Genomic DNA, 21,229 nt, shown 5'->3' on the forward strand with positions numbered 1-21,229 from the left:
GGAGGCCAGCCATGCCAGCACTCGACGGTCTGCGCATTCTCGATCTGACGCAGTATGAAGCCGGTACGTCCTGTACCCAGGCCCTGGCCTGGCTGGGCGCCGATGTGGTCAAGGTGGAGCGCCCCGGCACGGGAGATCCGGGGCGTGGTCTGGCCGGTGGACGCAGCACGGACGACTCCGAGTACTTCCTAAACTGGAACAGCAACAAACGCAGCATCGCGATCAATCTCGCCGCCGACGAAGGACGCGACCTGCTGCTGAAGCTGGCCCCGCGGTTCGATGTCCTGATCGAGAACTTCGGTCCCGGCGTGGTTGAGAAACTGCGCCTCGACTACGACTCGGTGCGCCAAGTCCACCCGGAACTGATCTACGGCCGGATCAAGGGCTTCGGCAACAGCGGCCCCTACAGCGATTACAAGTGCTTCGACCCGGTGGCCCAGGCCGCCGGCGGCTCGATGTCGATCACCGGCGAGACCGACGGGCCGCCGCTTCGACCCGGCACGACGATCGGGGACTGCGGCACCGGGGTGCTGATGGCGCTGGCGCTGTGCGCGGCTCACGCCAGCAAGTTGCGGACCGGCAAGGGTCAACTGGTCGAGCTGTCGATGCAGGAGGGCGTGACCTGGTTCATGCGCACGGCGATCGCGATGGGCGGCGACTTCGGCGAGAAGGCCGCCCCGCGCACCGGCTCCGGTCGCGGAGCGATGATGAACCTCTACCCGTGCAAGCCGTTCGGCGCCAACGACTACGTCTACATGCTGGTGGTCAACGACCGGATGTGGCTGGCGCTCTGCAAGGCGATCGATCGCCCTGACATGGCCGAGAACGACCGCTACGCCACGGCCGAGCTGCGGCACGAGCACAGCGACGAACTGTTCGAAGCGATCGCCGAGTGGACGGGCCGACACACGAAGCACGAGGCCATGGCGATCCTGGGCGCGGCCGGAGTGCCGGCGAGCGCGGTGCTCGACACGCTCGACCTGTTCTCCGACCCGCACCTGGTCGAACGCGGCTTCGTCCGCACGGTCGAGCACGAGATCAGGGGGCCCGTCCGGGTCCTCGGCTCCCCGATGAACCTCAGCGACAGCCAGGTCGAGATCGAGGCGGCGCCGCTTCTGGGCCGCCACACGGACAGCGTCCTGGCCAGCGAACTGAACCTCTCCCAATCTGAAATCGACCGGCTGCGCGCGGACGGTGTGCTGGGCGCAGTGCCCAAGCCCGGAGCCGACGGCCAGGAGACCGCTACGAAATGACAACGACCACCGGCGCCGCCCTGATCGCCCAAAGCCTGAAGCAGCAGGGCGTCGACTACATGTTCGGCATCGTCGGCTTCCCCGTCTACGGGATCGCCCACGCCGCCCAGCAGGCGGGAATCCAGTACTACGGCTTCCGCAACGAGCAGGCCGCCAGCTACGCGGCCGGCGCGGTCGGCTACCTGACGGGGCGGCCCGGGGCCTGCCTCGCCGTGTCGGGTCCGGGCATGGTGCACGGCATCGCCGGTCTCGCCAACGCGGAGAAGAACTGCTGGCCGATGGTGCTGCTCGGCGGCGCCAACGACCGCTACCAGAACGGCCAGGGCGCCTTCCAGGAATGCCCCCAGGTGGAGGCGGCACGTCCGTTCTCGAAGTACTCGGCGGAGATCGATGCCGCTCACCGGGCGCCGTTCTACGTGGAGCAGGCGGTCCGCACGTCGATCTACGGCCGGCCCGGCGCCTCCTACCTGAACCTCACGAACGACGTCCTGACCGCCCAGATCGACGAGGAAGACGTCGAGCAACCCCCACGCTGCCCGGAGCCGCCGACCTCACTCGCCGATCCGCGGGAAGTCGAACGCGCGGTGGCGGTGCTGCGCGAGGCGAAGAACCCGCTGGTCATCGTCGGCAAGGGCGCGGCCTACGCCCACGCGGAGCAGGAAGTACGGCGGTTCGTCCAGCGCACGAACCTCCCCGTGCTGCCGACGCCGATGGGCAAGGGCGTCGTCTCGGACGACGATCCCCACCTGATCTCACCGGCGCGCTCCTTCGCGCTCCAGAACGCCGACGTCATCCTGCTGATCGGCGCCCGGCTCAACTGGATCCTCCACTTCGGCCTGCCGCCGCGCTTCAAGAAGGGCGTCCGCGTGCTCCAGATCGACCTCAACGCGGAGGAGATCGGCACCAATGTGCCGACCGAGGTCGGCATGGTCGGCGACGCGCGGGCGGTGACCGCGCAGCTCAACGAGGCCCTCGACGCCGCTCCCTTCGCCCTCTCCGCCGACAACGAATGGCTGGCCAGCCTGCGCGAGAGCGGGTCCCAGAACCAGGCCGCGGTGCAGGCGATGCTCGAGGACGACAGCGAGCCGATGGGCTACTACCGCGCCCTGCGCGAGATCGCCGATCGGCTGGAGCCGCAGGACATGCTGGTCGCCGAAGGCGCGAACACGATGGACATCTCGCGCACCGTGCTGCCGAACATGGAGCCGCGCAAGCGGCTCGACGCCGGCACGTTCGGCACGATGGGCGTCGGCACGGGACTCGCGATCGCGGCCGCCGCGGTCCATCCGGACCGGCGCACGATCTGCGTTCAGGGCGACTCCGCGTTCGGCTTCTCCGGCATGGAGGTCGAGGTGGCCTGCCGCTACGACATGCCGATCACCTTCGTCGTCATCAACAACAACGGCATCGGCGGCGGCGTCAGCGAGTACATCCCGGGCAAGCCTCTGCCGACGTCCACCTATACCCTGGGCGCCCGCTACGAGCGCGTGATCGAAGCCTTCGGGGGCAAGGGCTACCTGGTCGAGAAAGTGGCGGATCTCGGCCCGACGCTGGACAGGGCGCTCGCCTCGGACCGGCCCGCGCTGGTCAACGTGCTGATCGATCCCAAGGCCTCGCGGAAGCCGCAGAAGTTCGCCTGGCTCACCCGTTGAGGGTCAGGGAGAGAACAACGCATGGGCATCAAGATCGGCGACGTCTCGATCACCCCGATCATCGAGATCGACTACCCGGTTCCGGCGTCGTTCCTCCTGCCGGACGCCACGCCCGAGAACCTCGCACCGGACCTGGACTGGCTCGAGCCGCACTTCGTGACGCCGAACGGCGAGCGGCTCAAGATGATCATCCAGGCGTTCCTGGTCGAGTCGCGGGGACTCAAGATCGTCGTCGACACCTGCGTCGGCAACGACAAGAAGCGCGCCCTGCCGGCCTGGAACGAACTCGACGGACCGTTCCTCCAGGAGATCCGCGACGCCGGCTTCCCGCGCGAGCAGGTCGACCTCGTCGTCTGTACTCATCTCCACATCGACCACGTCGGCTGGAACACGATGAAGGTCGACGGCGAGTGGGTGCCCACGTTCCCCAACGCCCGCTATGTCATGGCGCGGCCCGAGTTCGAGTACTGGCGCGACGAGGGCGAGGTCAACTGGGGCGACGTCTTCGGCGACTCCGTGGCGCCAGTGTTCGAGGCGGGCCTCGTCGACCTCGTCGACTGTGACCACGAGATCAACCCCGAACTCCAGTTCTTCCCCACTCCCGGCCACACCCCGGGTCACTGCAGCATCGCCGTCTCCTCCGGCAGCGAGGAAGGAGTCATCTCGGGCGACGTGATGCACCATCCGTGTCAGTGCGCCCACCCCGAGTGGTGCTCGATTGCCGACGTCGACCGTGACGCCGCGGTCGCGGCCCGCCGCGGCTTCTGCGAGCGCTTCAGCGACACCGGAATCACGGTCGTCGGCACTCATTGGGCCGCACCGACAGCGGTGCTGCTCACAGCGTACGGAGACGTCTGGAAGACGTGCGTTGACTGAGCCGCCGGGGACAACGACTCCGTTACACTCCGCCACCGTCATGACCGTCGTCCGGAAGCTGTTCACGCTGTCCGCCGTCGCCGCCACGGCCCTGTCGCTTGGAGCCTGCGGCAGCGGGGAGACGGGACCGCCGTTTCGTGAGGTCGCAGGCACGCGGCTGCTGATGGCCTCGGTCATGGAGCCGGCGGCCGACCACATCTGGGCGTCGGCCGGCACGATCATCACTCCGGAGGAGACGATCGAGATCCAGCCGCAGACGGACGAGGAATGGACCCTCGTCCGCAACGCCGCGGTCACGATCGCCGAGTCGGGCAACCTGCTGATGATGGACCGGCGCAGGCTGGACGACGAGGACTGGGTCGCCTGGTGCCGGGACCTGATCGACGCAGGCGACGCGGCGATGCAGGCCGCCAATGCCCAGGACGTCCAGGGCATCTTCGACATCGGCGAGCAAATCTACTTCGCCTGCGCCGGTTGCCACGCCCAGTACTGGGCCAACGATCCAAACCAGTTCCGTCAGTAGGTCCGACCGCGTTGCGGCGCGCGCTCGTCCTCCTCCACCGCTGGCTCGGCATCGCCGGCAACCTGCTGTTCGTGGTGTGGTTCGCCTCGGCGCTGGTCATGATGTACGCGCGGATGCCCGCGCTCGAGCCCGGTGATCGACTGAACCGCCTGCCGCCGCTCGACCTCGAGGCCGTGGCGGTCGATCCAGGGCGCGCGGCGGACGCGGCCGGCCTGGACACGGGCGCGGCGGAGATCCTCCAGCTTCGGCTCGGCATGGCCGGCGCACGACCGATCTACCGGCTTCGCACGTCCGCCGGCTGGACCGCCGTCTACGCGGACACCGGCAGCCAGATGCTCCAGCTTTCCGAGGAACAGGCAACCGCGATCGCCGCGCAGTTCGCGCGCCTGCCGGTTGCCGGCGGTGCCCTACCCCCACCTCGCTACGACCGGCTTCTGATCCGCCCCGACCAATGGACCCTGCAGGTCAGGCCCCTGTTTCCCGTCCACCGCATCCATGCCGGCGGCGACGTGCTCTACGTCTCCGATCGCACCGCCGAAGTGGTCATGGAAACGACTCCCGTCTCCCGTTTCTGGGGCACCGCCGGCGCCGTGCTCCACTGGCTCTACTTCACGCCGCTCCGTTCACACTCGACGGTCTGGTACCAGTTGATCGTCTGGACGTCCGCCGCCGGCTGCGTGCTGACCCTCTCCGGCCTCGCCGTCGGCGTGATCCGCCTGACCCGGCGGAAACGCTCGCCGTACACGGGCATCATGCGCTGGCATCACTACAGCGGGCTGGTCTTCGGCACCGCCGCCTTCACCTGGGTCCTGAGCGGTGCGCTGTCGATGGATCCTTTTCGCTGGCAGGCGGGGCGCACGACGAGTGCGGCGCAGCACTCCGCGGTCGCGGGCGAAACGAGCGCCGTCAATCAACCGGATCTGGCCTCGATCCGGACCGCCCTGGAGTCGGTTTCGACCGGCTTCCGGCCGCGCGAAGTCGAGTTTCTCCAGTTCGCGGGTGAACCGCTGATGCTCGCCTACCGTCCGCCATTGTCGGGCGACGGCAGGGGTTACGGCGGTGGCACCTACAACGCCGGTCCCCTGTCGTTCCAGGCGGTGGTGCAACCCTTCGAGCACCGCCTCGTCACGCTGAATGGCGGTGCGCGCCGTCGTTTCAGCCGTCCCGAACTTCTTGCCGCGGCGACAGCTGCGATGCCTGCGTCGAACGTCGTCGACGCGGTCGAGCTCGACGACTACGACGCCTACTACGACGACCGCCGCCATCGCCGCCTGCCGCTGCCCGTACTGCGACTGCGCTTCGACGACCCGGTCGCCACCTGGCTCTATCTCAGTCCGTCACTCGGCCGAATCGTCCACCGCGAACAGCGGCAGAGCCGGATCGACCGCTGGCTCTACCGCGGACTCCATCGCCTGGACTTTCCCGGCTTCTACCACCGGCGGCCCTTGTGGGACCTCGTCGTGATCGTCCTGCTGCTGGGCGGCCTGTTCTCCGCCGCTTCTTCCCTCGCCCCAGCGGCAAAACGCCTCAGGCGCCACGCGGCGCGCCTGAGGCGTCGGGAAGGCTGACGGAGCGCAGAACCGGCTCCGGGCGAAGCGAGCATCCTGCTCACGACTCCAGAAGCCGGCGCTTCGCGCGCCGGGTTGCCGGCGAGAACGCCGGCGCACCCAGTCCGTTTACCGAGGCGGCTCGGTCGGGTCGCGGCCGTCGCGCGGCGCGCCGGTGCCCGAGGAGCCCATGAAGATCTTGCTGCCGTCCTCGAAGGTGACGTCACGGCCATTCGCGCGCCGTGAGCGATCCTTGCTCTGGTAGCCGTCGACGATGATGACGGTGCCCGGCAGGAGGTCGTCACGGGAGAGGCCGCGCCGCAGCAGGGTGTTGGGCGTGCCGCCCTCGACCATCCAGACGTGCTTCGTGCCGTCATCCTCGGTGTGCTCCATGTGAATCCAGGTGTGCGGATTGACCCACTCGACCTTGACGACCGGGCCCTTCAGCAGCAGGGGACGGTTGGGATCGAACTCGGCGCCGAAAGCGTGGTGAGCTACCAAGGGCACCGTCACCGCGATTGCCGCGACGACAAAGCCGACTCCCGTGATGATCATGGCTCGCTTACTCATGGACGTCTCTCACTCCTAGGTTGATGTCAGTGGGTGTGTCCGTAGGTTCTCGATCTGTTCGCCAACCCTAGCAGGGTCGGCGGGGTCTACCTACTCTCCGGAGCCGCTCGAGTGGGCGGCCTTGGCCATCGCCTCCTGCTCCAGCAGGCGGGCGCCGCGCATGATGTTGCCCAGCGCGTAGTTGCCCTCGTGGCAGGCGTACTCGTAGAGGAGTGTGTCGGTACGCGGCCAGACGTACTCTCCGCTCCACGACTCGGTCCAGGTGTTCGGATCCTCGACCGTGAACTGGTACAGCACGTGGTCCTCGTCGATCGGCGAGAAGCGCTCGATGGTGTGCAGGTCCCTGGTCGCCGAGCGCAGTGCGACGCGATCGCCGAAGTTCTTCGTGTCGATGACGAGGGTGTCACCGTCCCACCAGCCGATCGAGTCGCCCAACCACCGCCGCTCCGTCTCCGGCAGATGCTCTCCGCCGATTCGCACGATGCGAGCATCGTGGACCATCTCGACCAGGATCATCAGGTGATCCTCGGTCTGCACGATCCGCTTCAGGTTGTTGTAGAGCGCCGGCAGCATCGGCGGTCCGGCGGTGGAGCTGAAACCGAGCAGGCAGCGCTCCGCAAGCGGCCGGAGCTCCGGATCGTCGTAAGGTCCAACCCCGTCGCGCTCCAGCCACCACGCCTCCCCCGTGTTGGCCCGGAAGAAGCCTCGGCGCGCCGCGAAGCGCTCCCGCGCAGCCTCCGTCACCGGCGGATGGCGCCCGTTCTTCGGGTGCGTGATGATCGAGGTTCGGAACTTGCCGTCCACCTCGAACACGTCCGTGCCGTTGTCGATCCAGAACGAGTTGTAGCCGCCGACGTTACCGGCCGCACCAGGCGAACCGTCACCGCCGTCTGGAGGCGCTTCCCGGTCCGGATCGCTGGCCTGAGACGTCGCAGCGCGGAACAAGGCGGCCTGCTTCACCCTGCTCTCGGCCTCTTCGCGGCTCATGAACAGCTTGTCGCCGAACGCCTGTGGCCGCGCGAGCGGAGTCAGGGTGGCGACATCGTAGTGACCCGAGAAATCGGGGCGGCCCGAAGCGGTGCGGGGAACGTCCCCGTCACCGGCCGCCATCACGGGAGCTGCCACTACGACCAGAGCGACAACGGTCAGAGATGCCTTCAGTCCTGGTTCACGCATGGTGGATCTCGCTTCGGGTACCGTCCGGCGGGCCCTGGAGGGCCCACCGGAACCTTCCTGGGGCCCTAGTCGACCAGTTTCATCCGCGGCAGCGGGTTCCGCCGGTACTCGCCGTACATCAACTCCTCGACGAACTCCACGCAACGGAAGTCCATCAGACGCGCGTTCGGCTCCATCCGCCGGTAGAGGGGCATCTCGATCGTCCACGGCTCCGTGTAGGTCATCGGGTCCGTGAGCGTCGCCTCGTAGTGCATGTGGTTCGGGCCGGCCAGCGTGTAGCGCTCCTCCACGTGCAACTGGTTGCTGTAGTGGTTGCCCGAACGGTCGAGCCAGCCGCCGCAGCCGGGCATGTCGCCCTCGCGCTCCGCGCAGTCCTTCGCCAGGAGCCCGCTGACGTCCACGACCAGTGTGTCGCCCTCCCAGCGGCCATAGGACGTCCCCATCCAGCTGTCGACCTGCGAGGGCTTCAGCTCCTCCATGTAGATGTCACGAACCGCTCCGGCGTACTGGTAGGCGATGAAGACCGCGTTCTCGCTGTGGAAGATCTGGAATGGCTGCGGCATGTAGGTCGCCCGCGGCACGCCAGGCAGGTAGCAGAAGACCTCCTGGTCACGGGTGGACCAGTTCGCCATGTTGTCGTTCTTCCTGGCGAGTGCCTCATCCGTGTACGGGATCTTCCCGCCGCCCTTGATCACGCCCATGCCCGGCGGCACCGAACCGACCGCGCCGAAGTTGAGGACCTCGGCCGCGGGCAGCGGACCGTGCGGACCCTCGCGCAGCTGCATCGCGGCGCGCGCCATGTGCAGCTCGAGATCGTAGTTCGCCTCGTTCAGGGCCTGCCAGATGCCGTTCAGATCCGGATGACCGTCCGACAGCCGCTCCGGCTCGAAGTCCTGGGCCGCAAGCGGCGCCACCGCCACGGCGAGAACCGCGACCGCAGCCACGGTAGATCGACAAAACACGCTAGTTCCGAGTCTCATGACGTTGGCCATACTCCTCTTCGGCAGACGCCGGGTTGTCCGAACGGAATGAAGGCGAACCCTGTCACCTTAGGCGAATGGGGTCAACCCCGGAGCGGTCGGCCCGCACAGCCTCCCCGTAAGGCCGCCGACTACTGCCGCCCGTGCTTTTCGACGTACTGCTGCTCCAGGTACCGCGCGCCGCGGAGCGTGTTGCCCATCGAGTAGTTCCCCTCCTGGCACGCGAACTCGTACAGGCGATCGTCGGTGCGCGGCCAGGGCAGCGACCCGCTGTAGGGGGCGGTGAACTCCGGGTCGTTCACCGTGTACTCGTAGAACAAGGAGTCCTTGTCCTGGAAGCGGAGGCGCTCGATGACGTGCATCCCTTCCCGGTGGAAACCCCAGTCGCCCAGATGGTTCCTCGTCTCGATCACCAGAGTGTCCCCATCCCACCGGCCGATCGAGTCGCCCGCGTAGGAGCGGTAGTCCTCCGGAATGGGTTCAGCCCCGAGGCGCACGATCCGGGCCCAATGCATCCACTCGATCAGGATGACGACGTGGCTGTCGGTCTGGACGATCGTCTTCAGGTTGTTGTAGGCCCTCGGGCCGATCGGCATCGTCGATCCCTGGTGGAAGACGCAGCGGTTGCCGAGGGTGAGCGATTCCGGCCCGTCGTAGGGGTCGTCCCCGTTCTCCAGCCACCAGGCCGTGCCCGTGTTCTCATAGCCGAAGGGTGGCAGCTTGTCGAAGCGCGCCTTACCCGCCTCGGTTCGCGGCGGCAACCGGCCGTTCGGCGGATCCGTGATGACCGAGGTCCGGTACTTGCCGTCGACCTTGAAGGCAGCCGTGCCCCGATCGAGCCAGAAGGCGTTGTAGGCGCCGACGCCCCGGTATCCCTCCTCCGAGCGGCCCGCGATCACGCCTCGGTTCGGGTCACGGACTTCCTGATCGCGGGCGTTGGCCGCAACCATTCCGTCGGCGATCGCTTTCGCCTCCTCTTCGGTGAAGTACTCCCGGTCGCCGAACCGGGGATCACGCTCCAGCGGCGTCAGGAAGGAGAGGTCGTAGTTGCCGGAGAAGTCCGGGCGCCCGCTCGGCGTGCGTGGAATGTCCTCGGCCGCGAGGCTCGGCACGAGCAGCAGGCTGATCGCTGCACACAGGGAAGGGGCTCGGGTCTTCATGCTCGACCTCCTGAGACTCGCTGTTCGTGAACGAAACGAGCCTAGCAGCGCGGCCCAGCCCCTGAGATCAACCGCTCCGCATCCGCGACAACCAGAGCACGACGGAAAAGACACCGCCGCCGAGAAGACCCAGGATCGCGAGTACCGGCGGCCAGATGTCGACCAACGGCGCGATCGCAAGCGCGCCGGGCGCGACGTTGTCGGTGATCTCGATGAGTGCACCGACGAGCGCTCCGGCGGCCGCCCAGATCAGGGGCATCCTGAGTGGACCGGGGACGCGTTCCATCCATCTCTTCATGACAACTCTCTCCCTCACTTGAAGCCGAACAGGGGCGGAAAGACGAGCACGACGAAGGCCGCCCACGCGGCGTAGACGGGCAGATAGGCCGTCTGCCAGCGCACGAGGGCGGAAAACGGACCGCGGCCGGCCAGGAAGCGCCCGTACAACCAGGCCGACCAGGACAGGTTGACCAGCAGAACGAGGTTCTCGCCCAGTGCCGCCACCTTGTTCGGACTGAGGCCGAACTCGGAGATCCGCCCGGCGATGGCGGCGAGCGCGACGATGTCGACGACCAGAGCGCAGACGATGAGTAGTAGCTGAACACCGTCGAACAGTCCCCGTGGAGCCTGCGGGTCGCGGGCGGAGACCGCATAGAGCAGGAGACCGAGAACGAGCGCCAGGAGGAGGTCGAAGGCAATGAGCACCTCCCGCTCCACGTCGACGCCCCTGCCCGTCCACACCATGGTGGCGAGGAAGGCGAGCAGCACCGCCGCGAACAGGGGCGTGAACAGCCTTGTCAGCACCGGCGCCATGTTCTCGACCACGCTCTGCTTGGCCTCCACGAGCCACGCGGCGACGATGACGGCACCCATCGCGCCACATGGGAACAGCCACTGCAGCACCAGCTCGTTGACGTCCGCGCCAATCGCGTCGAAAGCGAGGCTGGTGAAGGCCATGAGGACGCCGCCGCCGAGCGCGATGAGAACGTAGTAGATGAACAGCTCGCCCGAGAAGCGCACGAAGTCCATCCGGCCACTGCCCTCGCGCCAGCGTCCGCCGGTGTAGGCAACGCCCACGGCGAGCCACAGCGCGATCGGCAGGTGCAGCGCCGCGAGCGTCAGCGTGTGGCCGGGCGGCACGGACGGGAAGGAGTTGATGGCCACCCCGCCAACGGCGAACGCCAGCGCCAGGCGGACGCAGCCTGCGCGGTTCAACCGGCGCTTCCACGCGAAGTAGCCCGCCAGGAACGGGAGAACGAAGAAACTGACGTTCGGGAAGTAGAGAAGGCGGTTGTCGAAGAAGCCCTCTCCCGATCCGATCTGTGGATAGCCGAACAGTTCAGGCAACTTGATCGCCACCGCCGCGGCGAACGCCAGCGCCAGCACGACCCAGGTCTCGCGTGACGCCGCCCGCGCCGCGGCACCATCCGCGACAGCCGGCATCACGAGCTGCTTCCACAGCCGCTCGGAGTGCTCGCGCGCGAACTCGCGCGAGACCGCGTCGAGATTGCCCATCCGCTTGACCGCCACCAGGAACGCCTCGTCGGCGGCGAGCCCCCGTTCGCGGAGTGCCGCCACCACGTCGCGCAGGTGGCCCTCGAGCTCCTCCACGTCGGCCTCGTCGATCGCCGGGCGACGTCTCAGCCAGTTGCGCCACTGGCTGATCTGCGCTTCGAGGGTTTCGTCGTGCGTCACCATGCCGGTGCGAGTGCCCAGTCCGGCCTCGCCTGCCAGGTCCGGTCCGCCGGCAGGGACACCCTCCAGATCCCCCGCAGCGTGCGGTCCACCGCCTGCCACTGCCGGCGCTGCGTCTTCAGGCGCGCCCTACCCGCCTTCGTGATTCGGTAGTACCGGCGCCGCCGGCCCGTCTCCGCCTTCATCCAGCGCGCCTCGACATAGCCCAGCCGCTCAAGTCGATGCAGGACGGGATAGAGCATGCCGTCCGTCCATCGGAGTTGACCGTCCGACAGCTCGCCGACCCGCTTGATGATCGCGTAGCCGTAGCTGTCGCCCTCGACCAGGATCGCCAGCACGAGTGGCGCCGCGGAAGCGGCTACGAGGTCCTTGCTGATGTCCATCTTCCCCCTCCAACGTCGACCGGAACGCGACGTGGCCGTATGCATAGCACAACAATGCATGACTGTGCAACGTAACTTCAGGCGCAGATTCCCCATGGGAGCCCCGCTTCATCCGGGTCCCTCAGGGCAGCGCGAACACGAACAGCGTGTTGTTCGAACTCGGACGGAGCTCCGCCGTCAGCCGCCGGAAGGTCGAGGTCGTACCGCCCTCCGCACCGGTGCCCACGGCCACGTACTGGCGGCCGTCGACTTCGTAGCTGACAGGGAAACCGGTGACCGAGGAGCCGAGGTTGATCTCCCAGAGCACGTCGCCGGTTTCCTGGTCCAGCGCCCAGAAGCGGCCGCCGACGTCGCCGCCGAAGACGAGGCCTCCCCCGGTTGAGACGAGCGACATCGTTACCGGCAGGCGTTCGTGGAGCCAGAGCGTCTCACCGGTCTCGGCGGAGATCGCGTAGACGGTGCCGAGCGTTTCCTTCCCGGGCGCGAACTGGGTGTCGTTGACGAGCGCGTAGTGCATCGCGCCCCGACCTATGCGCGTCGTCATCTGGGAGCAGAGATTCCGGAGCGGGTAGTACATCGCATTCGTCAGCGGACTGTAGGCGCCGGCCTCCCAGTCCTTGCCGCCGAGGAGCGACGGACAGATCAGACGTTCCTGCTCCAGCTCGGTGAACACCACTTCCGAGTTCTCGATCACGAGGCCGGTCTCGCCGTCGATCCGCTCGATCACGTTTTGGGGCACTGTCGGCCGCGCCCACAGGAACTCTCCCGTTTCGCGGTCGAGGGTGTAGACAAGGCCCGTCTTGCCCGGGACGCCGGTGACTACCTTGCGCATCTCCCCTGCCTCGATCCCGGGATTGCGCCATGCGACGGCCTCCGCGTCGGGCGCGACGGCCGTCTCGACCAGCAGCCGCTCGAAGGGATGGTCCAGGTCCCAGTGGTCGTTCAGGTGCTGGTAGTACCAGCGCACCTCACCCGTCGCTATCTCGAGTGCCAGGGTCGAGTTGTGGTACAGGTGCGTCTTCTCGTGGCCGCCAAGCAGGAACTTCGGCGCCGGCGACGTGACGGACGTGCCGGCGATCAGCAATTCGAGCTCGGGGTCGTAGCTCGGCGCCATCCAGGAGCCGACGTGGTGCCGGTTCTCGAACGCCAGGTCGCCCCAGGTCTCATTGCCGGGCTCGCCCGGCCCCGGGATCAGCGGCCGGCGCCAGAGTTCTTCTCCCGTCGCCGCGTCGTGCGCCGCGATGAAGCAGGCCTCGGGCCCCCGGTGCGGCCGGCAGCTCCGGCCTGAGATCACGCGGCCCGCGGCGATGATCGGTCCGGTCGAGTGCCTGGCCGGTTCCGTCTCGTAGTCGACGATCTGCGTCTCCCAGACCAGCTCCCCGGTCACCGCGTCCAGCGCGTAGACGTAGCCGTCATTCGCGGTGTCGATGATCAGACCGCCGTAGATCGCGATGCTCCGGTTGACCGTTTCCAAGCCGCCGACGTAGGTCGCGATGTCCCTCGGAATCGGCCGCTTGTACTCCCAGAGAAGATCTCCGGTCACGGCGTCGATCGCCTGCGTGACGCTGCTCGGATTCGGGTAGTACATGACGCCGTCGTAGACGAGCGGCGTCCCCTGCTGGCTGCCTTCCTCCAGTCCGCGCGACCAGGCCAGCGTGAGTTCGGCAACGTTCTCCCGGTCGATCTGGTCGAGAGGGCTGTAGGCCCAGCCGTTCTGGGTGCGGCGCCACATCAGCCAGTCCCCGGGGTCGGGATTCTCCAGCATCGCGTCGGTGACGGGGACGAAGTCCTCCCCGGACTGTCCGTACACGGCAGGGGCCATCGCGGAAAGTAGCGCCACGACGGCCGCTGCGAACCGTGGTACTGGCTCTCGACTCATACTCGACTCCCTGATCAGGGACACCTGAAAACGGCGAACGGCGAGCGTAGCGCAGGGGCGCTATCCTCGCGCGATGCCCGCGACGGACAACGGCCGGATCGTGATCACCGGACTCGGCGCCGTGACCCCGGTCGGCAACGACGTCGGCACGTTCTGGCGCCGAATGAAGGCCGGCGACTCGGGCGCCGGACCGATCACGGCGTTCGACACGGACGGCTTCAAGGTGAAGATCGCCTGCGAGGTGCGCGACTTCGAGCCCAGGGAGTGGCTGGAGGGCAAGGCGGCTCGACGCCTCGCGCGCGCTACCCACTTCGCCGTGGCTTCCGCCAAGCAGGCCGTCGCCGACGCGGAACTCGCCATCGAACCCGCCACGGCGCACCGCTACGGCATCACCTTCAACACCGGCGGCGGAGGCTTGGGAAGCATGGAAACCGGCACTCGTCGGCTGGTCGCGCGGGGGCCGCAGCAGGCGAATCCCTTCCTGGTGACGGACGTCATGCCGAACGCCGTGTCCTGCCTGATCTCGATCGAGCTCGGGCTGACCGGGCCGACCACGACCTCGACCCTCGCCTGCGCCAGCGGCAACTACGCGCTGCTCGAGGCCTACCGGCTCCTGCGCTCCGGCGAAGTCGACGCCGTCATCGCCGGTGGCACCGAGGCGGGCATCACACCGCTGATCATCGCCACCTTCTCGCGCCTGCAGGCCCTCTCGACCCGCAACGACGACCCGAAGGCAGCAAGCCGGCCGTTCGACGCCGATCGTGACGGTTTCGTGTTCGGCGAGGGCGGTGTCGCCTTCGTCGTCGAAACCGAGCGCCACGCGGAGCAACGAGGCGCCAGGGTCTACGCCGAAGTCCGGGGTGGCGCCGTCACCGCCGACGCCCACCATCTGACCGCCCCTCGTCCCGACGGGTCCGGAGCGGCGGCCGCGATGTGCAGGGCCCTCGAATCGAGCCGCACCGACCCCGGCGAGGTCGACGCCGTCTTCGCCCACGGCACCGCGACGCCGCTCGGCGACGTGGCGGAGACGCTGGCGATCAAGAAGGCGCTCGGGGAGCGGGCATCGGAAGTCGCCGTCACCGCCACCAAGTCGCAGGTCGGCCACATGCTCGGCGCGGCCGGAGCGGTGTCGGCCCTGGCGGCGGTCAAGACGATCGAGGAGGGGACGATCCCGCCGACGATCAACCTCGACCGGCCGGACCCGGACTGCGACCTCGACTACGTCCCGAACCGGGCCCGGGCTCACCCCACCCGCGTGGCGCTCGTCAACGCCTTCGGCTTCGGCGGCCAGAACGTGGTGATCGTTCTCGGCGAGCGCTGAGGGAACCGACCTACTTCCGGCCGAGCACCCTCTCCCGTACCGACGCCAGCACCCGCCGCAGCGCGCGGGGCGCCGTGTAGTCGACGATCCACGCCGGAAGACGTCCGCCGGGGTCGGTCAGCAGTCTGTACACGACAACCGTCCGTTCGGCGTCAAGCGGAATCAAGGTCCAGGAGCCCCTGCTTTCCCGCACGTTCCCGGATCCCTCGACGTAGGTCCAGCGTGCCAGCCAGCCCCTACCGGCTCCCGTCTCGACGGCACCGGTTTCCACGCGGACCGTGTAGCGCCGATCCTCCACCGGGAAGGGCATGTCCAGGATCTGCCGGTTCAGGTAGACGCCCGGCGAGACCGGCTCGACATCGGACTCGAGGACGCGCGGCATGAACTGGTCGAAGTCGGCAGCCGCGTCGATGACATCCCGCACCGCGCTCAGAGGCGCTTCGATCACGCCGAGACCGCAGCCCTCCCGGATGCGGCCGCCGGCGGCACGTCTCGACACACGCCACTTCCCGGCCGCCGGCAAGTCCCATGTCAGAGGACCGCTGCTGAGACGTTTCTCTGGCGCTGACGCGAGATCGACCTCACACGGGTCCATCGCCTGCGCCGGAACGATGACCAGCGCCAGACAAACTGCAAGCGCGCCGGCCGCCCTCTTCATGCCGTCGGCACTCTACTGCAGCTCTGAGCCGCGACCATGAGACGTTCCCGCCGGTCATACGTTCTTCCGATCCCGCCACGCACCGTCATACGGAGTAGCGTTCGATCATGTTACGGTTGTACAACCATGGACAAGATCACCTTCTCTCCCAAACCCGTCACACTGTCCCCCAAGTACCAGGTCGTCATCCCGCTTGAGATCCGCACCGCTTTGCGGCTCAAGCCAGGCCAGAAGATCCAGGCGATTCGCGTCGGCGAGACGATCAGTCTCATCCCGGTCAGGCCGATGGAGGAGTATCGAGGGTTCCTCAGGGGAATCGACACCACCGTCGAGCGTGAACCGGATCGAGAACTGTGAACGTCGTCGACTCGTCGGGGTGGCTCGAGTACCTGGCGGATTCTGAACGCGCGGACCTGTTTGAGGAGCCCATTCTCGATACAAGGAGACTTCTCGTCCCGACCATCTGCCTCTACGAGGTGTTCAGGATCACGTGCAGACAGCGCTCAGAAGCCGAGGCCCGTGAAGCCGTTGCGATCATGCAGCGAGGCCGGGTCGTGGCCTTGTCCCCCGAACTCGCCCTCCACGCAGCCCAGTTGTCCCTCAAGCACTCGCTACCGATGGCCGACGCCTCGATCCTCGCGACCGCCTGGTCCGGGGAGGCGGAACTCTGGACCCAGGACGCGGACTTCGAGGGTCTGCCGGGCGTGCGCTACTTCCCCAGGTAAGCAGGCTACCCCTACGACAAACCTCTCCGCTCCGCCCGCAGCCGGTTGAAGTAGCCGGTCGCCGCCGCCTTCACCTTGGGCGCCAGGAGCAGCGTCGCGATCAGGTTCGGCACCGCCATCATGGCCAGGGCGGTGTCGATCATGTTGATCACCATGCTGGCGCTCCACCAGGCGCCGACGAAGATGCCCAGGAGGTAGAACCAGGTGTAGAGCCCGTCCCGCTTCGCGCCGAACAGGTAGGCGAAACAGCGCTTGCCGTAGTACGAGTAGCTGACCATCGTGGAGATCGCGAACATCATCACGATCAGCACCAGCAGGGCGCGACCCGGCGCACCCAGGGCGCTCTCGACCGCGTCCGCGGTCAGGGACACACCGGTGATGTCGCCGACCGTTTCGAGGCCGCTCGAAAGGATGACGAAGGCGGTGAGGGAGCAGACGACGATCGTGTCGATGAAGGGGCCGAGCATCGCCACCAGGCCCTCGCGCACCGGTTCGTTCGTCCTCGCCGCGCCGTGCGCGAGCGGCGCGGTGCCGAGACCCGCCTCGTTCGAGAACGCGGCGCGGCGAACGCCGATCATCATCGCCTGCTGGAAGCCGATGCCCATCGCGCCTCCCGCCGCGGCGGTGCCGGTGAAGGCCTCGCGGAAGATCCGACCGAACACCTCCACCGCGATGTCCGAGCGCACGAACAGAACGCAGAGTGCCATGCCCAGATACAGGACGCACATGACCGGCACGAACCGCCCCGTCACGGCACCGATCCGTTCGACGCCGCCAAAGGCGACCAGCGCGACCAGGGCCACGCAGCCCACTCCGGTCAGGATCGGATCGAGTCCGAACTGGGCGTTCAGGAGTTCCGCCACCTGGTTGCTCTGGAACATCGGCAGGCAGCCGAAGAGGCCGAAGGTGCAGAACATGATCGCCAGCGGCCGGAACTTCTTCCCCAGGCCGAGTTCGATCGTGTACATCGTGCCGCCGAGGAGCGCGCCCCGTTCGTCCCGGCCGCGGTAGATCTGGGACAGCGTGCAGGAGAAGAACTTGGTGCCCATGCCGACGACGGCCGCCACCCACATCCAGAACACGGCTCCGGCGCCGCCCTGGGTGACCGCGATCGCGACGCCGCCGATGTTGCCGACCCCGATCGTGGCCGCCAGCGCCGTCGACAGGGCCTGGAAGTGGCTGATGTGCCCCGGATCGTCCGGCGAGTCGTACTTCCCGAGCGTCACCGCAGTGGCGTGTCCCATGTGGAGCAGCGGCCGCAGGCGGACGTAGAGGCAGAAGAAAGCGCCGGACCCGATCAACAGGACGACCAGGGGCATGCCCCAGGCGTAGCCGACGACGACTTCCAGGAACCGCTCGAGCGAGGCCAGCATCGGGGTCAGGCCGCCCCGGCCGCTGCGCCAGGCTTCACTGGCCCACCGTTTCCAGACTCACCGGATCCCGCTCCGGCAGCATGGTGACCCCGCCGCCGATCTTCCCTGCCACCTCGGCCATCGTGGCGCGGCCGTCGGCGTCGCCCGGCTCGATCTCCTCCCAGTTGCCGACGATCAGCATGACGAGCCTGTCGGGCAGGAGATGCCGTTCGGCCACGCGCTTTACCTCCTCCGGCGTCACCGCCTCGACGTTCGCCCGGTAGGTCCGCCAGTAGTCGTGAGGGCGGCCCAGGAACTCGTCCTGCGCGAAGATGGAAGCGATGGCCACGGCCGACTCGAAGTTGCTCGGGAAGGTCTCGATCGCCGCCGCCTTGACCGTCTGGAGCTCGTCCTCGGGGACGAGTTCCGTTCGTATCCGGTCGACCTCCTCCAGCGCGATCTTCGCCGCGAAGGCGACCGTCTCGCTCTTCGACTGGAAGGTGATGCTCAGGTTGCTCGGCCAGTAGCTGCCGATGCGGAAGTTGGAGTAGGCGCCGTAGGCCAGCCCCTCGTCGGAGCGGATCCGCTTCATCAGCCGGGTGGTGAAGCCGCCGTTGCCGAGCACCCCGTCCATCATCGACAGCGCGAAGTGGTCAGGATGGCCCCAGTCCTCGCGCTGGAAGGTGCGGTGGCCGATGTGCACGCGCCCCTGCGGAATGTCCTGCTGCGCCACGTAGACGCCGGGCGCGGGATCGTACGCCGCCGCCTGGGGCGGCCAAGGCGCCTGGTCGCGGCCCTCTGTCTCGAAGCGGTCGAGCAGCGCCGAGAGCTTGGCCGCGAGTTCGTCGCTGTCGAAGTCCCCAGCGGCCGCCACGACCATGTGGCCGGGATGCACGTAGCGCCGGTGAAACGCCACCAGGTCATCGCGAGCTACCGCGTCCAGCGACGCCGCGGTGACGAACCGCGATTCCACGTGGTCCCGCCCGTAGAGCAGCCACTGGCCTTCGCGGCCGGCGACATCGACCGGATCGTCGTTGCGCTGCTTGAGGCTCTCCAGCTCGTTCTCCTTCGCCAGGTCCAGCCGGTCGCCGTCGAAGCGGGGCTCGGTGAGCATCGAGAAGAAGAGGTCGAGGCACTCGTCGAGCACGGTCGACAGGCAGTTCATCGACATCCCGGCGCTGGTGCTGCCGATGAAGGCAGAGAAGTTGCCGGCAACCGCCTCCACCGCCTCGTCGAAGGCCTTCGCCTCCAGTTCGCCGGCGCCGCCCGTCCGCATCAGTTCGCCGGTCAGGGAGGCCAGCCCGGTCTGCTCGGCGGGCTCCAGCCAGGAGCCGATGCGAAACCGCACCGTGACGTCGACCAGTGGCAGCGAACGGTCCGGCACGAGGTAAGTGGGAACGCCCCCCGCCAGTTCGCGGCGGAAACCGTCCGCGTCAGGCAGCTCGAAGTCGAGTGGACCGTACGTCAGTTCACTCGGGTGCGCGACGATCTCGGCGCTGCCCTGGGCGCCGACCGACGGCGCCAGGCCGAGGCAGAGAAGGACGGGAACCGCAAACCTCACAAGCACGCGTCCGCTCACTGCTCACCTCCTTCGCCATCTTCTTCCACAAACTCAGCCTGTTCCTGCAGCTCGGCCAGCCGCCCCTCGATCACGCCGCGCATCCAGTCGAGCGCCGGGCGCATCTCTTCCGGCACCTGAGCCGACTGGGCCTCCATCTGCTGGAGGACCATCTCGAGTTGGGCCGGATCCTCGATCTGGGCGATCGCCTCGGCCTGGGACATGAGAGCCGTCCGCATCTCCGGCGGCAGGGCTTCGAGCTCGGACGGGGTCTCCGTCGCTTCGGTTCCCTCCTTGCGGTAGTACAGGCTGACCAGACGGTTTGCTGGCTCGAAGTACTTCGCCGCCACCCGCTGCACGTCCTCGGCCGTCACTTCGTTGGTCCGCTCCGCGACGGTGTTCAGGTAGCGCCAGTCGCCGAGCGCGTCCATGATCGCCAACTGGATCATCAGGAAGAACGGATCCCTGAGCTGCCGGTAGGTGTCGGCCGACACGCGGTTCTTGACCTTGGCCAGCTCGTCCTCCGGGACCGGCTCGGCGATCAGTTCCGCGACGATCCCGTCCCAGGCGGCCAGGAGTTGTTCGGGGGTCGCGTCGCCCTTTGTCTCCGCGCGCAGGTTGAAGACGCCGGCGTACTTCCTCGCCTCGTAGAAGGCAGCCGCACTGGACGCCAGCTCCGCGCCCTCCACGATCTGCTCGTAGAGACGGCCGGTGCGGCCGTTCAGCACGCCCGCGACGACATCGAGCGCATAACCGTCACCGTGACCGAACGGCACCGCGTGGTAGCGCACCTGGAGCTGGGGCTGGCAGTCGCACTCGGCCGTCATCCGCTTCTCGGCCAGTTGCTCGGCCTCGAGAGTGACGACATCGGGCGCCTGCCGCTCGGCCGGCGCGAGGCGGCCGAAGTAGCGCTCCGCCAGTTCCCGCACCTCGGCCGGATCGAAGTTGCCGACCAGCACGGCGCTCAGGTTGTTCGGTGCGTAGTAGGTGGCGAAGAACTCGTCGGCCTGGGACTTGCTGATCACCTCCAGGTCGGAGGCCCAACCGATGACCGGCCAACTGTACGGATGGGACTGCCAGAACATGGCGTCCGCCTGCTCGTCGTAGCGTCCGGTCGGCGTCGACTCGGTGCGCAGACGCCGCTCTTCGTACACCACGTCCCGCTCGGCGTAGAACTCGCGGAACACCGGATTCAGCAGGCGATCCGACTCGAGCCAGAACCAGAGTTCCAGCCGGTTCGCCGGCAACTGGTTGATGTAGACCGTAAAGTCGTTGCTGGTGAAGGCGTTCAAGCTCGTGCCGCCGCCGTCGGTGTAGACCTTGTCCAGTTCGTCCTTGACCATGAGCTCCCGCTGCTCCTCCACGAGCTCCTGGAACTCGGCGCGCAGCGCGTTCAGGGTGTCGGTGCGGTGAGCGGGATCGTACGGATCGTCGATCTCGCCCAGCCGGTACCGCCGCCGCTGTTCACGCAGTTCGGCGCGGATCTTCTCCTGGACCGCCTCCTGCTCCGCGATGATCTCGAGGTCGCGCTCGATGTCCTTCGTGCCGATCGTGTGGGTGCCCTTGAACATCATGTGCTCGAAAAAGTGGGCCAGGCCGGTGATCCCCGGCCGCTCGTCGGCGGAACCGACATGAGCCACCCACGCAGCGGCCACGGTCGTCAGCTCCGGGCGGCTCACCAGCAGGAAGCGCATTCCGTTGTCGAGTTCGAACTCATCGACCGGCACCGCGGCTGCCGTCGGTGCGCTCTGGGCCGCACCGTCGGCCGGCCAGGCGAGCGCCGCCGCCAGCACGGCTAGCAGACCGATCCGCACCGCCGCCGCGCAGCCGTTTCTTCGTTCAGGCCAGATCACAGGCGAGTCTCCTTTCCGGTCCCCGCACCGGAGACCGTGTCAGCGGGACCGGCAGACTCTACCGCCTG

General features: G+C 67.7%; 20 protein-coding genes. 8 read left to right on the forward strand and 12 right to left on the reverse strand.

Annotated elements, in window-relative coordinates:
• Positions 1-11 precede the first annotated feature (11 nt).
• From OXG83_06925 to OXG83_06945, 5 genes are read left to right on the forward strand one after another with little or no spacing between them, the layout of a single operon-like run.
• Positions 12-1,253, forward strand: a complete 1,242-nt coding sequence (locus OXG83_06925) for a CoA transferase (protein ID MCY3964750.1) — start codon at positions 12-14, stop codon at positions 1,251-1,253.
• A complete protein-coding gene (gene oxc / locus OXG83_06930; GenBank protein ID MCY3964751.1) occupies positions 1,250-2,905 on the forward strand; it encodes an oxalyl-CoA decarboxylase in 1,656 nt (551 codons plus the stop codon). The genes OXG83_06925 and oxc overlap by 4 nt, the downstream gene beginning before the upstream one ends.
• 21 nt (positions 2,906-2,926) lie before the next feature.
• On the forward strand, positions 2,927-3,781 hold the full coding sequence (locus tag OXG83_06935) for an MBL fold metallo-hydrolase (protein ID MCY3964752.1): 855 nt from the start codon (positions 2,927-2,929) through the stop codon (positions 3,779-3,781).
• Between the two features lie 40 nt (positions 3,782-3,821).
• Positions 3,822-4,304, forward strand: a complete 483-nt coding sequence (locus OXG83_06940; protein MCY3964753.1) for a hypothetical protein — start codon at positions 3,822-3,824, stop codon at positions 4,302-4,304.
• A gap of 11 nt (positions 4,305-4,315) precedes the next feature.
• On the forward strand, positions 4,316-5,872 hold the full coding sequence (locus tag OXG83_06945; GenBank protein ID MCY3964754.1) for a hypothetical protein: 1,557 nt from the start codon (positions 4,316-4,318) through the stop codon (positions 5,870-5,872).
• A 108-nt stretch (positions 5,873-5,980) separates the two neighbouring features.
• On the opposite strand, the gene OXG83_06950 is transcribed toward OXG83_06945, so the two are convergent.
• From OXG83_06950 to OXG83_06985, 8 genes are all read right to left on the reverse strand, one after another.
• On the reverse strand, positions 5,981-6,421 hold the full coding sequence (locus tag OXG83_06950; GenBank protein MCY3964755.1) for a DUF6152 family protein: 441 nt from the start codon (positions 6,419-6,421) through the stop codon (positions 5,981-5,983).
• A 90-nt stretch (positions 6,422-6,511) separates the two neighbouring features.
• Entirely contained in the window at positions 6,512-7,597 is a 1,086-nt protein-coding gene (locus OXG83_06955; GenBank protein MCY3964756.1) for a hypothetical protein, read from the reverse strand.
• A 65-nt stretch (positions 7,598-7,662) separates the two neighbouring features.
• Complete coding sequence (locus OXG83_06960; protein ID MCY3964757.1) at positions 7,663-8,577, reverse strand: hypothetical protein; 915 nt, start codon at positions 8,575-8,577, stop codon at positions 7,663-7,665.
• A 131-nt stretch (positions 8,578-8,708) separates the two neighbouring features.
• Complete coding sequence (locus OXG83_06965; GenBank protein MCY3964758.1) at positions 8,709-9,737, reverse strand: hypothetical protein; 1,029 nt, start codon at positions 9,735-9,737, stop codon at positions 8,709-8,711.
• Positions 9,738-9,804: 67 nt separating this feature from the next.
• The gene (locus OXG83_06970; GenBank protein MCY3964759.1) at positions 9,805-10,035 is read right to left on the reverse strand and encodes a hypothetical protein; all 231 of its coding nucleotides are present in this window, start codon (positions 10,033-10,035) and stop codon (positions 9,805-9,807) included.
• 14 nt (positions 10,036-10,049) lie between these two features.
• Entirely contained in the window at positions 10,050-11,435 is a 1,386-nt protein-coding gene (locus OXG83_06975) for a permease prefix domain 1-containing protein (GenBank protein MCY3964760.1), read from the reverse strand.
• Positions 11,429-11,815 carry a helix-turn-helix transcriptional regulator gene (locus tag OXG83_06980; protein MCY3964761.1) on the reverse strand — a complete coding sequence of 129 codons (387 nt, stop codon included), beginning with the start codon at positions 11,813-11,815 and terminating at the stop codon, positions 11,429-11,431. The genes OXG83_06975 and OXG83_06980 overlap by 7 nt, the downstream gene beginning before the upstream one ends.
• Before the next feature lie 121 nt (positions 11,816-11,936).
• Complete coding sequence (locus tag OXG83_06985; GenBank protein ID MCY3964762.1) at positions 11,937-13,637, reverse strand: PQQ-binding-like beta-propeller repeat protein; 1,701 nt, start codon at positions 13,635-13,637, stop codon at positions 11,937-11,939.
• A 130-nt stretch (positions 13,638-13,767) separates the two neighbouring features.
• Between OXG83_06985 and fabF the strand changes: the two genes are divergently transcribed.
• Positions 13,768-15,015 (forward strand): beta-ketoacyl-ACP synthase II, encoded by a 1,248-nt coding sequence (fabF, locus tag OXG83_06990; GenBank protein ID MCY3964763.1) that lies wholly within the window; start codon positions 13,768-13,770, stop codon positions 15,013-15,015.
• A 10-nt stretch (positions 15,016-15,025) separates the two neighbouring features.
• On the opposite strand, the gene OXG83_06995 is transcribed toward fabF, so the two are convergent.
• Entirely contained in the window at positions 15,026-15,673 is a 648-nt protein-coding gene (locus OXG83_06995) for a hypothetical protein (GenBank protein MCY3964764.1), read from the reverse strand.
• Positions 15,674-15,799: 126 nt separating this feature from the next.
• Here OXG83_06995 and OXG83_07000 point away from each other — a divergent pair, with 126 nt between their 5' ends.
• Both OXG83_07000 and OXG83_07005 read left to right on the forward strand, forming a co-directional pair.
• Entirely contained in the window at positions 15,800-16,030 is a 231-nt protein-coding gene (locus OXG83_07000; GenBank protein MCY3964765.1) for an AbrB/MazE/SpoVT family DNA-binding domain-containing protein, read from the forward strand.
• The gene (locus OXG83_07005) at positions 16,027-16,398 is read left to right on the forward strand and encodes a type II toxin-antitoxin system VapC family toxin (GenBank protein ID MCY3964766.1); all 372 of its coding nucleotides are present in this window, start codon (positions 16,027-16,029) and stop codon (positions 16,396-16,398) included. Before OXG83_07000 ends, OXG83_07005 begins: the two co-directional genes overlap by 4 nt.
• Positions 16,399-16,409: 11 nt before the next feature.
• Here OXG83_07005 and OXG83_07010 read toward each other — a convergent pair whose 3' ends face one another.
• From OXG83_07010 to OXG83_07020, 3 genes are read right to left on the reverse strand one after another with little or no spacing between them, the layout of a single operon-like run.
• On the reverse strand, positions 16,410-17,771 hold the full coding sequence (locus tag OXG83_07010) for an alanine/glycine:cation symporter family protein (GenBank protein ID MCY3964767.1): 1,362 nt from the start codon (positions 17,769-17,771) through the stop codon (positions 16,410-16,412).
• A 34-nt stretch (positions 17,772-17,805) separates the two neighbouring features.
• Positions 17,806-19,329, reverse strand: a complete 1,524-nt coding sequence (locus OXG83_07015; protein ID MCY3964768.1) for a pitrilysin family protein — start codon at positions 19,327-19,329, stop codon at positions 17,806-17,808.
• Complete coding sequence (locus OXG83_07020; GenBank protein MCY3964769.1) at positions 19,326-21,161, reverse strand: pitrilysin family protein; 1,836 nt, start codon at positions 21,159-21,161, stop codon at positions 19,326-19,328. The genes OXG83_07015 and OXG83_07020 overlap by 4 nt, the downstream gene beginning before the upstream one ends.
• Positions 21,162-21,229 lie beyond the last annotated feature (68 nt).

The sequence above is a fragment of the Acidobacteriota bacterium genome (assembly GCA_026707545.1).
GTDB lineage: Bacteria > Acidobacteriota > Thermoanaerobaculia > Multivoradales > Multivoraceae > Multivorans.